At 69.4% G+C, this 12,050-nt stretch carries 9 protein-coding genes and 1 riboswitch; of the genes, 3 read left to right on the top strand and 6 right to left on the bottom strand.

What is annotated here, in order from left to right:
- Nucleotides 1-111: 111 nt before the first annotated feature.
- The 4 genes from cobT to SSP08S_RS17175 all read right to left on the bottom strand — a co-directional run bounded on the left by cobT (nt 112) and on the right by SSP08S_RS17175 (nt 6,011).
- Nucleotides 112-1,233, bottom strand: a complete 1,122-nt coding sequence (gene cobT / locus SSP08S_RS17195; RefSeq protein ID WP_019068847.1) for a nicotinate-nucleotide--dimethylbenzimidazole phosphoribosyltransferase — start codon at nt 1,231-1,233, stop codon at nt 112-114.
- A gap of 91 nt (nt 1,234-1,324) precedes the next feature.
- Nucleotides 1,325-1,504: riboswitch (cobalamin riboswitch) on the bottom strand.
- Between the two features lie 465 nt (nt 1,505-1,969).
- Nucleotides 1,970-3,649, bottom strand: coding sequence for a sensor histidine kinase (locus SSP08S_RS55425; RefSeq protein WP_078532439.1), 1,680 nt, complete (start codon nt 3,647-3,649; stop codon nt 1,970-1,972).
- Nucleotides 3,646-4,356 carry a response regulator transcription factor gene (locus tag SSP08S_RS17180; RefSeq protein WP_019068844.1) on the bottom strand — a complete coding sequence of 237 codons (711 nt, stop codon included), beginning with the start codon at nt 4,354-4,356 and terminating at the stop codon, nt 3,646-3,648. The genes SSP08S_RS55425 and SSP08S_RS17180 overlap by 4 nt, the downstream gene beginning before the upstream one ends.
- A 200-nt stretch (nt 4,357-4,556) precedes the next feature.
- Complete coding sequence (locus SSP08S_RS17175; protein ID WP_281176148.1) at nt 4,557-6,011, bottom strand: streptophobe family protein; 1,455 nt, start codon at nt 6,009-6,011, stop codon at nt 4,557-4,559.
- Between the two features lie 415 nt (nt 6,012-6,426).
- On the opposite strand from SSP08S_RS17175, the gene SSP08S_RS58200 reads away from it, so the two are divergent.
- Nucleotides 6,427-7,008, top strand: a complete 582-nt coding sequence (locus SSP08S_RS58200) for a TetR/AcrR family transcriptional regulator (protein WP_051105916.1) — start codon at nt 6,427-6,429, stop codon at nt 7,006-7,008.
- Between the two features lie 45 nt (nt 7,009-7,053).
- Nucleotides 7,054-8,571: an MDR family MFS transporter gene (locus tag SSP08S_RS17165; protein WP_019068842.1), complete on the top strand. Its 1,518-nt coding sequence runs from the start codon at nt 7,054-7,056 to the stop codon at nt 8,569-8,571.
- A gap of 732 nt (nt 8,572-9,303) precedes the next feature.
- On the opposite strand, the gene SSP08S_RS55415 is transcribed toward SSP08S_RS17165, so the two are convergent.
- Both SSP08S_RS55415 and SSP08S_RS17155 read right to left on the bottom strand, forming a co-directional pair.
- Nucleotides 9,304-10,278 (bottom strand): TrmB family transcriptional regulator, encoded by a 975-nt coding sequence (locus SSP08S_RS55415; protein WP_019068841.1) that lies wholly within the window; start codon nt 10,276-10,278, stop codon nt 9,304-9,306.
- Between the two features lie 50 nt (nt 10,279-10,328).
- The gene (locus SSP08S_RS17155; protein WP_019068840.1) at nt 10,329-11,123 is read right to left on the bottom strand and encodes a maleylpyruvate isomerase family mycothiol-dependent enzyme; all 795 of its coding nucleotides are present in this window, start codon (nt 11,121-11,123) and stop codon (nt 10,329-10,331) included.
- A 104-nt stretch (nt 11,124-11,227) separates the two neighbouring features.
- On the opposite strand from SSP08S_RS17155, the gene SSP08S_RS17150 reads away from it, so the two are divergent.
- Nucleotides 11,228-11,893, top strand: a complete 666-nt coding sequence (locus SSP08S_RS17150) for a TetR family transcriptional regulator (RefSeq protein WP_019068839.1) — start codon at nt 11,228-11,230, stop codon at nt 11,891-11,893.
- Nucleotides 11,894-12,050: the final 157 nt, after the last annotated feature.

Genomic DNA, 12,050 nt, shown 5'->3' with positions numbered 1-12,050 from the left:
CGGCGTCGACGCTCTGATGCCCCTCCGCATCAGAGCGCGGGCCGGTCGCTCTGCGAGCCCGAAGCCGTGATGTTCCCCCCCACGACCTCGGGCTCGGGCCTGCCCGGCGTGTCAGGCGTTCTTCTCGGAGACCCCGGCAGAGTCGAAGGTGGCCATGTCACGCAGGGCACGGACCGCCGCCTGGACGAGGGGCAAGGCCAACAAGGCGCCGGTGCCTTCGCCGAGCCTCAGCCCCAAGTCGACCAGGGGATGCAGGTGGAGATGCCGCAGGGCGATGGCGTGCCCCGGCTCGACCGAGCGGTGTCCCGCCACACAGACGTCCAGGGCGGCCGGAGACAATGCCGCCGCGACCAGCGCCGCCGCCGCGGCGATCACACCGTCCAGGATCACCGGGACCCGGTGCGCGGCGGCGGCCAGTACGAACCCGGCGAGCGCGGCGTGTTCCAGACCGCCGACCGCCGACACCACGCCGATGGGGTCGCGAGGGTCCGGCTGATGCCGTGCGAGAGCCGTGCTCACCACCTGTGCCTTGCGCCGACGGGTCGGCTCGTCGACGCCCGCTCCATGGCCGGTGACCTCGTCCGGGTCGGCACCGGTGAAGGCGGCGATGAGCGCCGCGGACGCCGTGGTGTTGGCGATGCCCATGTCGCCGGTCAGCAGGCAACGGCTGCCACGGTCCACGAGTTCGTCGGCGACGCCGATGCCGACCTCGATGGCGCGGACGGCCTCCTGTCTGGTCATCGCGGGCCCAAGGGTCATGTCCGCGGTCCCACCCCGGATCCTGCGGTGCAGCAGTCCGTCCGACGCGCCCTCCCCATCTGGCACCGGAGTCGCCACGCCCACGTCCACCACGACCACCTCGGCTCCGAACTGCGCGGCGAAAGCGTTCACGGCACCGCCCGAGGCCAGGAAGTTGTTGACCATCTGAGCCGTCACCTCCTGCGGCCAGGCGCTGACGCCCTGGGCGTGGACACCGTGGTCGGCGGCGAAGACGGCGACTGCGGCGGGCTCGGGCATCGGCGGCGGGCAGACGCCGGCCAGGCCCGACAGTCGTATCGACACGTCCTCCAGGAATCCCAGCGACCCGGGCGGCTTGGACAGCCTGTTCTGCCGGTCACGGGCCGCGGCGAGGGCGCCGGGGTCCGCGGGGGTAATGGCGGCCAGTGTGCTGTCGAGCAGCAGGCCTTCGGCCAGGGACGACGAAGAGACCGGCTCGAAGCCGGGTGCGGGCATCACGAAGGAACACCTTCCGATGTCGGCGGTTTTCCACGCCACCGTGACGGACCGTGCCTGGGCGGGAGGTGCCTGGCCGCGGGACGGGCGGAATATCCTGGCTCCCGGATCTCGGTACGCGGCCGTACGACCTGGTGTCCGACGCCGACTCCCGGCCTTCCCAGCGGTCGGCTCACGCCGGTTGCCAGTGGCCATGCGCGGGAGGCGGCTCCCCGGTTACAGTGGCGGGCCCGCCCCGGAGTTGGGCCGTTCCGCCCGCACCGGAGTTCCTCCGCATCCGTCCCGCGCATCGTGCCATACGCCTGCTGCCGGTCAGCAGGCGGGGACCGGCCAACAACAGGTCCTGGATCTCCTCCGCGTCCCAGACGTCGGCAGGGTCAAATTGCGGCTCGGAGCCGGCGCCGATCGTCTGCTCGGCCCAGACGGTCTTTTGGTGGAACCGGCTGCCTCCGCGTCTGGCGAGTCGGGCCACCAGGAACAGGTCTCGCCCTCCGCGGTGACAGCGACCTCACTCGCCGCACGTCCTACGACACCTTCTGCCCCGTTGGCCCCTGGCTCGTCACCGCCGATGGCGTCAGCGAGTTCCAGCGACGGTGAACACCGGCACGATGAAGGTCCCGATCGACCAGATGATCACCTACGCCTCCAGCGTGATGCCCCTGCGACCAGGTGACCTGTCACGACCGATGCCCCCTCCGGGCGGCGCCCCCAGCGGCTGACCGGGGCTGCTGCGGGCTCACCACGTAACACGCGACCGGTGCGCGACCAGGCCCTGCGGACCGTCTCCGTTCCCCTCCTGGAGCGTTTCCGCTTCGGAGGGATCGACCGGTGTCTGCTCATGAGCCAGCAGGGGCAGCGAAAGCCGAAAGGTCGCCCCCTGGCCGGGGACGGATTCGACCTCAATCGTGCCTGCGTGAGCGGTGGCCAGAGAGTGCGCGATGGAGAGACCGAGACCGGCGCCCCCGGTGGCACGGGTGCGGGAGGTGTCGGCGCGGTAGAAGCGCTCGAAGATGCGGGCTCGCTGGCCCGGGGTCAGCCCCGGCCCCTCGTCGGCCACTTCCAGGACCGCGTGGTCGGCGATGACGCCCACGCCGATGCGGATGGGCGTACCGGCCGGTGTGTGGGAGACGGCGTTGCCGACCAAGTTGGTCACCACCTGGCGCAGCCGAGCCTCATCGGCGAGGGCCGGCGCGGAGGCCGGTGGGGTGTCGCCTGCCGGACCGGTGAGCGTGACGGTCCGCGCCGCGTCCAGGGCACGTACGTCGTGCAGGGCGTCCGCCGCGAGCGTGCGCAGGTCGGTGGGGGCTAGGTCGAGGTTCGACGCGTCGCCCGGCGCGCGACCGGCCGTGGGTTGCCCCGTGGCTTTGAGCGCGTCTTCGTCGAGACGAGCCAGCAGAAGCATGTCCTCGACAAGGCGGGTGAGGCGCTCGGACTCACGCGCGATGCGGGCCATCGTGGCGTCGATGTCCTCTCGGTCCGCGAGGGCACCCATGCCGTGGAGGTCGGTGAGGCCCTTGATGCCGGCGAGCGGCGTGCGCAACTCGTGGCTGGCGTCGGCTACGAAGCGGCCCATCCGGGCCTCGGACTCGGCACGGGCAGCGAACGCGGCCTCCAACTGGCCGAGCATGCCGTTCAGCGCCGTGGCAAGACGTCCCAGCTCCGTGTTCGGACCAGCCAGTTCGGGAACCCGGCGGGAGAGGTCACCGCCGGCGATCTCGGCTGCCGTCTGCTCGACACGGGACAGCGGCCGCAGCCCGGACCGCACGGCGAACCAACCCGCTACGGCCAGGACCGCGAGCAGAGCGAGCCCGGTGGTGCGGTAGTTCTCCCACATACGACCCACCGTGCCGTCCACCTGCTCCATCGACGTCGCCACGACCACGCTGCCGGAGCCGGAGGCCGACGTCACCGTGCCTCCCGGCAGCACGGCACGCGTCACCCTCGGCACCGCGATCACTCGCCAACGTGTGTCCCCCTCCGTACTGCCGACGGTGAAGGGGCGGCCACCGCGGGCGGCGACTGCGGCCACGTCCAGACGCGAAAGAGCCGGGCCCCGCGCCTCTCCGGCCCGGTGCTGTGACCCGACGGAGTCGATGCTGTTCTCGATGGCGCCGTCCGCCGCGACATAGGTGATGACCGGGTTGCCCAGGATGTCGGCGCGGAACTCGCTCACCCGCGCCGGCGGATCCCGGTCCGCTCCGTTCTGCGCCATCGTGGGCGGCAGGACAGCGAACACCTGGGCGGTCGCACGGAGTTGGGAATCGACGCGATCCTCCATGTACCCGCGCAACGCATTGCCGGTGACCAGAGAGAACGCCGTGAACCCAGCCGTCAGCAGGGCGACGGCCAGCACCAACACCCGATTGCGCAGGGATGCTCGCGCCCACAAGACACGCACGCGCCGGTGCCGGGTCATGACCTGGGGCCGCGCAGTACGTAGCCGACACCGTGCACGGTGTGGATGAGTTTGGGACCACCGTTGTCGATCTTGCGGCGCAGATAGCTGATGTAGGTGTCGACGATGCCGGTGTCGCCGTTGAAGTCGTAGTCCCACACCCTCTGGAGGATCTGCGGTTTGGCGACCGTGCGCCCAGCGTTGCTCATCAGGTGATGCAGCAGACGGAACTCCGTGGGTGACAAGCGCAGCGGCTCGCCCCCGCGTGCCACCTGGACCGCGTCGGGGTCGAGTTCCAGGTCGGCCACGCGCAGCAGGCCGGTAGGGGCGCCGCTGGTGCGTCGTAGCACGGCCCGGATGCGGGCGATCAGCTCCTGGAGGTCGAACGGCTTGGTCACGTAGTCGTCACCGCCCAGCACGAGTCCCTCGACCTTGTCCCGGGTCGCGTCACGAGCAGTGAGAAACATGACTGGGATGTGCGCGGTACGGGTTCCCGCGGCCGGGCGGTGCCGCTCGCGCAGTCGCCGGATCACTTCGAAGCCGTCCAGATCGGGCAGCATCACGTCCAGCAGCACCAGATCCGGCGCGACCTCGTGCGCACGGTCCAGGGCCTCCTGGCCCGTCCCGGCCGCAGCGACGGTGAAACCGGCGTACCGCAGGGCCGCGCACAACAGTTCTCGGACGGTGGGCTCATCATCCACGATCAACAGGTTCACGCCCGTGTCCATCACCGCCGGGTCGCTTCCAACTCCGGTACCGGGCAGGACGGAGCGCTCAACAGATGTCAAAAGATGCCTCCAGGCGAGCGGGAACAGGCTCCCGGCTCTGCCGGACTGGAACGTGCGACGGAAGTCACGGGACCCACGGCGGCCGGAATGCTGCCGGGCAGGATACGAAGGGGGCTGTTGTCACCGCGTAAAGCCCGGCGTCAGCGCACGCCACGGCCACGCACTGTGGACAGCAGGGCTCCGGTGAATCCGGCGACGCTGCCGACGAGACGGCCACCGCGCACCACGGACAGCAGGCTTCCGGCGAACCCCGCTGCCGCACCGATGAGGAGCCCGAAGCCGACCGTCGTCAGCACACTGCCGCTCAACTCGGCCCGCATGCCTCCCATTTCGCTGCCGAACATGCTGATGCCGAAGTTTCCGGACGCCCCGACCTCCCAGGTCGCCAGGCCCAGGACCACGGCGGTGACCACACCGAGCCGCTCGGCCATGACGAAGTGCCCGGCCAGCGGGCCCCGGTAGGGGAGCATTGGCCGCTTTCGGCGGGAGTGGGTCGTCCGAGCTGCCCGGCAGGCACAGGCGACCAGGATGAGGCCGGTCACCGTGAGAGCCACAAGCCACAGCGGCCAGCCGGCCACCGACAAGGACCTCAGATGTTCGACGCGGTCGGGTTGTTGTGTGTCCCCCATCCCGCCGGTGTCGGCCATTCCCCCCATGAGAGCGGCCATCGGATTGCTGCCGTCGCTCTGCACCTGGTGCATCGCGGCCGTCCACGAGGAACCGACGCCCAAGGTCAGGAACACCACCAGGGCATTCGGGGCGACCAACAAGGCGGCGCCCGCTGCCGAGCCCGCCCGGCCCCCGACCACCGCCCCGACGAATGCCACGGTCACCGTCGGCAGGGCGGCCAGGACGAGAACCGCGCGGACGACAGCCGAGAGGCTCCGCCCCCAGTCGGTGCGCAGCTTGTCGAGCGCACCGCCCAACGGCAGCCGCCCCCGGCGGCTGATCAAGCACCCTGTGCCGATCACGACGGCCACCCACAGCAACGCGCCCAGGCCTGCCAGCCCTGCATTCACCTCGTACGCCATCGACTGCGCCCCCGCACCGCCACCGCCCATGAGACCACCCATGCCTTCCGCGGACTGGTCTTCTCCTGGCCTCATCCCGGACATCGCCCCCTCGGGCAGGGTGGCCGATCCGTGACCGAGGCCCGCCACGATCATGAACGTGACCATGGCCGCGGCAGCCGCTCCAGCTGTCCGGACGGCCACTTCGCCGCCGGTGAACCGTCGTTGTCGCCCTTGACGCAGCCGTCGGGAGAAGGCGAGCCAGAGGACGACGGCACCGGTCATCGTCACGCCAAGCGGCACCACATGGGCCGCACCGGTCATCGACGCTCCCATTCCACCGCCGCCGAACATGGAGGTCAGCGCGTCCGTCGAGCCGGAGTCGGCGGAGGGATCCGGGCCCACGGTGACCGGGCCCCCGACGGCCATGGCCGTCACGGTCATTGTCAGACGCCACAGCGATCCGAAGGAACTCGCGCCGAGCAATGCGAGCGCGAGTACGGACACGGTCGCCATCGCGACCAGTGCGCACAAGGCGGCAGCCGCTCCTTCCGCCGCGTTCTGCCACGGACCGATCAACCCCACTGGCACGGTGCGCCGCTGGGACTGCCGCTTGCCGCCCGGCTGCGGGCCGTTGCCTGGCCTCTGACCGTCTCGAGGCCGCGGACTGTTCCGCGACCGTGGACTTGCAACAGTCCGACTCTGAACACGGGGCGTGGTGGCAGCCATGCGGGAAACTCTCCGCTCGCTCACAGGGGAGCACGCGGCGCCGACGGGGGAATTACGACGCCGCGTGCCATGGGGACTCGCACACCTTGGCGGTCCCGGCTACGACGCCCCCGAGAGGTTCTGGGAGATTTCTGAGAGTCGGCGGGAGAGCGTCCCAGGTCACGCAGTACGCACCGACGGAGTCTCCGGCCTCCTCTCAGAAAGTTCCCAGAAGGGCCTGCCACCTTCGACTCGATTGCACTACAGGAGTCGGCGTGCAAGGCTTGCATTTATGAAGGAAAGTGCAATCACGTTGAGGCGGAAGTGGGTCGCGGCACGCATCACTGCTTGCGCCCAGGCGCTCGCCGAGGAGCGCGGCATCGACGGATTCACGATGGACGATGTCGCCGAGTGCGCCGGGGTGTCGAGACGGACGCTGTTCAATTACGTGCCCGGGAAGCTGGACGCGATCCTCGGTGTGCCGCCCGATCCGGACCCTGCGCTGTTCTCCGAGTTCCTGGCCGGCGGGCCGACCGGCCGGCTCGGGGACGACGTCAGGGCGATCGTGGGCGCGCTGCTGGAAAGCAAGGACAGCGAGCCGGGTGACGTGGAACGCGTCCGACGGCTGATCGCCTCGGACGTCCGGTTGCACAAGGCGATGCACGAACGGTTCGGCAAGGTCACCACGTTCTTCGCCGAAGCGATCCTGACCCGCGAGGGCCCGGACGCCGATCCGCTCCGGGGGCGAGCGGTCGCCACGGTGACGTTGGCGCTGTTCGACCTGGCGCTCCACAACTTCGTCGCCGACCCGAAGACGAGCCTGGTCGACCACTACATGCGGGCCTTCGACAGCGCAGCGACCCTCTTCGACTGATCACCCGCCCCATTTCCTCGACACTCCCAGTCACTTGGAGCCGGCATGGCAAGCACCACCGTCCAACAGCCGGAAAAACTCGATCGCAGTGTCATCGTCACCGGGCTCGTCGTCGTGTCCGGAATGATCATGGTGGTCCTCGACTCCACGATCGTGAACGTGGCCCTGGACACGTTGAGCACAAAGCTCGACGCGCCGCTGTCCACCACCCAGTGGGTGATCACCGGCTATCTGCTCGCGGTGGGGCTGGTCATCCCACTCACCGGCTGGGCCATGGACCGGTTCGGAGCGAAGGCGACATGGATCACCTCCGTGACGCTCTTCGTAGCGGGTTCGGCCCTCTGCGCGATCTCCTGGTCGATCGAGAGCCTGATCGCGTTCCGGGTGATGCAGGGACTCGGCGGCGGAATGCTGCTGCCCGGTGGACAGGCGATCATCACCAGGGCCGCAGGTCCGCAACGCCTGGGACGCGCGATGAGCATCCTGGGCGTACCCATGCTGTTGGGGCCGGTGTTCGGTCCCGTGATCGGCGGTCTGCTCGTCGAGTACACGAGCTGGCAGTGGATCTTCCTGGTCAACGTCCCCGTCGGTGTCCTCGCCGTCGCACTCGCGGTATGGAAGCTGCCCGCCGGCGGCGCCCTGACCGAGCCCGGCCGCCTCGACCTGCGCGGCCTCGTGCTGCTTTCCGGCACCCTCGCCTCCCTGCTCTACGGGCTCTCCCAGGCCAGCTCGCACGGCGGCTTCGGCGAATGGAGCGTGCTCGGGTGGCTCATCGGCGGCGCCGCCGGCCTGGTCCTGTACACCTGGCACAGCCTGAGCAGGGGAGCCGCGTCAATCATCGATGTCCGCCTGCTGGCGGACCGGCTGTTCGCCAGCGGTACCGTGGCGATCTTCCTGGTCGCCATCGGGATGTTCGGCGGCATGCTGCTGCTTCCGCTGTACTACCAGACCGTCCGCCGCGAAGGCGCGCTGAACGCCGGCCTGCTGCTCGCCCCGCAGGGCCTCGGCGCGATCGTGGCGATGGTGATCGGGGGCAGGCTCACCGACCGGATCGGCGCAGGCTATGTGGTGCCCGTCGGCATCGTGCTCGCGCTGCTCGGCACCTTCCCGTTCACGCAGGTGGGCGTCGACACCTCGTACGCCTGGCTGAGCGCAGCGCTGTTCGTGCGCGGCATGGGGCTCGGGTCGGTGATGATGCCGACGATCGCCGCCGCTTACACGAAGCTCAGCAAGGACGCGGTCTCGCGGGCGGCGCCGACACTGTCCGCCATCCAGCAGGTCGGCGCGTCGCTCGGCAGCGCCCTGCTGGTGACGGCACTGACGCAGCAGTTCACCGACCGACTCACCTCGCAGGGTGTCCAGGCGTCCGGCGGCGGGGCCGACCAGATCAGCTCGGTTCCGCCGGAGCAGATGTCGGTTGTCGGGCCGCTCCTGGCCGACTCGTTCGGTTTCGCGTTCTGGGTCGCCTTCGCGCTCACGGCGGTGATCATCATCCCCGCGATGTTCCTGCCCCGCCACGCGGCCCGCGACCGGAAGGAGACACCAACGGCTCCCGGCGTCTAGATCCGGTCGAGCACTCCTCCGCGTGGGCCGACGACGATGACGTTGTCGCCATGGCGGGTGGAGGGCCGGGCCCTGCGCCGGAGGTGCCGCCGGTGATCAGGATGGCTTCGCGGACATGACGGCGGCAGCGCGTGCCGGTTCCAGGATCAGCACCGCCGCGGCTAGACCCACGGCCCACATGCCGGCGATCCCGGCACAACTCACCGCCCGCGAGCGAGGCCAGAACGCCTCCGGTGCTGATGACCGCGCCTCCCTCCGCGTAAGCATGCCTGACCGAAGCACGGCCGGAACGCGGCCACCTCGTCGGTGCGATGTGTGGAGATATCTGTCTCGTGTCCGGTCAGGCAGCCGGCGGAGCGCTCGGGCGGTCGCGTCGCCGTGCGGCGCGGGCTCGGTGATGAGGTACGAGCTCAGGCTCGCGTCGTTGGAGCGGTAGGTGCCGATGAAAGAGGCGATGCCCCAGCCGTTGTTCTGGCCCCGGTCCCAGTTGAGGAAACCGGAACACCGTCGCCAGACTGCAGTTGGACGTGATCATCGAAGGAACCACGTCCCAGTCTCAACGATCGATGGGCGCGTGGAACCGCAGGGCGGGCTCGGTCACTTCGGGCACGGTCGCGGAGTGCGGAGAATCGTTGCACCAGTGCATAGTTAGGCTACAAACGACGAACGCGGGCACAGGATGTCCGGCCTTGGGCCGGGGGCCGTCCGCTTCGGGAACGTTCAGAGGGGGGTTCAGGAGCCTGTGCGCGGACCCTTCCGGCGAGCCGTTGCCTGCCGTCCGGCCGTGTCGCCGCCGCGGCGGGGTCCGGCCGGCCGCAGCGGTTCTCGGGACGGTTCGACGGTGAAGGCCGACTGGTTCAGGCGCTGCAGCAGGGCCGCGGCGCGTCCCGGCGTCCTAAAGCGCTGCACCTCGGGATCGGTGGTGAGCACCTCCCGCGCCTCCCGCTCGACCCCGAGCTTGGACAGCACCAGCTGCATGCTCAGCTCGTAGCGGACCAGTTCGGTCGCGACCAGCACGATGGCCGGATCGTCCGCGAACACCCCCCAGGCCTCGTCCTCCACCAGACCACCGATGACAACCTGCTCGTTGTCCATCCCGACGATCAACAACCGGCAGCCCAGACTGGCGAGCGCCTCCACGTCGTTCGTCGTCCGGTGCAACACCGTGTAACCGACCGGCTCCTCCGGCTCGACCAGACTGGAGTACACCGTCTCCACCCGGACGCCGTTGCCGGCCGCCTGCCGCAGCAACGGCACCAGCTCCGCATACTCGTCCGGCCACGCGAACAGCAGCAGACTCTGCTGCGCCGCACCGATCAGATCCTCACACCGCTCGATCAACTGCTTACGGCCACCCAGCGGATGCGTCAGATGCGTCGTCTGCTGCGTCGTCACATGCCGCAGCGAACGCTCCAGACCATCCAGCGAAGCCTCCGTCTCCCGACGGATCCGACTCAGCAACATGTTCGGAGGCATCGGCACATACGCCGTCGCACCGCCCTCGCCCTTGACCTCGTACGCCGCGTTCCGGGCCGTGAGCTTGCCGAGAATCTCATACACCGTGCTGCGCGGGACTCCGGAGCGCTTGGCCACCTCATACCCGTTCAGCGCCTCACCCGCCGAGATCAGCGCGATATACGCCTTAGCCTCGTAACCCGACATACCAACGAACTGAAGCTGCGAGATGAGATCGTCCACACCGAACATCGTAGTCGTTGGCCAACACACGTCCAGCGTCATCGGCCCGGCCTGCTCGGTCAGTAGCCCGGGAAAACCGCCCGGAGCAGACCAAGATCAGCGGCGCCGGCCGACTCCACCCCAGCGGGGGAATTCCGGGGTGTGAGCCGACCGGCGACCAGCCGCACCCATGCCTCAGCGGGCAGGGTGAGTGTGCCGTCGGGCCGGTCGGGTACGTCGAAGTCCACGCTGACCGGCGCCTGGAGGCGCAGCGCGAACGTGGACGCGGGATCGGTCGTGTTGACCTGGATCACCGCTCGCAGGCCCTTCAGCCCTTCTGTCTCGCTGATCCAGGGGAGCAGGTTCGGCTTGCCGTGCAGCAGTATGGCGGTGGCCGCCGGATCCAGCGTGGCATGCTCGTCGAAGGCGACGCGCACGTCCCACGAGTGCAGGGTGAACTCACTCAGACGCAGCCGCGCGGTGCCCGCCACCACGTCGAACGGCTCGGTCAGGAAGCCCAGGTCCACGCGGAGCCGCGCGCGGGTGCCGACGTCCAGGGACTCATAGAGCGCCACGAGGGATTCGTTCGCCCGCAGGAAGGAACGGGCGCGCACCTGCCGGGACATGGCGTTCCACCGGTCCCACACCGCGAAGTTGAAGCCGTCTCCGAGGCCGACGCAGCCGTCGAGGGCGGCCAGGATCACGGATCGCGCGATCTCGGCGCCGCTCCCCAAGTGTCCGAGAACCTGCGAGACGTCCCAGTCGGACGCGCCCGAGCGCCGGGACAGATCGTCTTCGTCGAACCCGCGGACCACTGCGGCAAGGCTGTCGTGCCCGACGCGCAGGGCGTTGATGACCACGTCGACGTCGCTCACTTCCCAGTGCTCCGTTCGCTCGACCGGCTCCACTTTAACCGAACAATGTTCCCTTAACAACAGGTCTGGTGTTCTGTTAACGCAGGTCGTGACAGGATGCACGCATGTCCGAGTTTCTGCGCGCCAGGCGGCCTGAGCACAAAGAACAGCGTCGGCAGGCCATCCTCGACGCGGCGCGGAGGCTGGCTGTCGATTCCGGCGTCCACAACGTCACGCTCAGCGGTGTCGCCGCGGAGGTCGGGCTGGCCAAGTCCAACATGAGCCGGTACTTCGGTACTCGCGAGGAGATGTATCTGGAGCTGGCCTCGGAGTGCTGGCGCGACTGGGGCCGGGCCGTCGTCGAACGGCTCTCGACCGGTGACGCCGTCGTCGCGACGCTCACCGAGACCCTGCAAGCCCGGCCTATGTTCTGCGACCTGCTCGGCCACACGGCGACCAGCCTCGAACACAACGTCTCCGTCCCGGCGGCGAGTGGCCACAAGCGCGCCATGATCGTCGTCATCGACGAACTCGGCGACGCGATCGCCGCGGCCGACCGGCGCCTGACCGAGAAGGAGGGCCGTGATCTGGTCATGGCGGCGGCCGGGCTCGCCGGCGCCGTCTACGCGGCAGCCAACCCGCCCTCCTCGCTGGCCGAGGCGTACGAGCGCAACCCCGAACTCGCGGCGGCGCGGCTGGAGTTCGAGCCGACCCTGCGGCGGCTCCTGGGGGCGATTGCCGCAGGGCTGCCCGCTCTGCGGCCACACACGGCCTCCAGCGCGCCGAGTTGACCGGGACACAGACAGGGCGCACATCGCTGCCACTCCCCTCCTCGGGTCTCACATCTTCCGGAACACGGCCTGACGCTGACGAGATCTCATGTCAGGGCGCTCATGCCTCGGCCCGAGAACGAACCGGGGCATGAGCAGCCCCACGATGCGGACAAAG

The sequence above is a fragment of the Streptomyces hokutonensis genome (assembly GCF_000376565.1).
GTDB lineage: Bacteria > Actinomycetota > Actinomycetes > Streptomycetales > Streptomycetaceae > Streptomyces > Streptomyces hokutonensis.
Note: the sequence above shows the minus strand (reverse complement) of the source record. Positions and strands in the feature narration are given on the sequence as shown.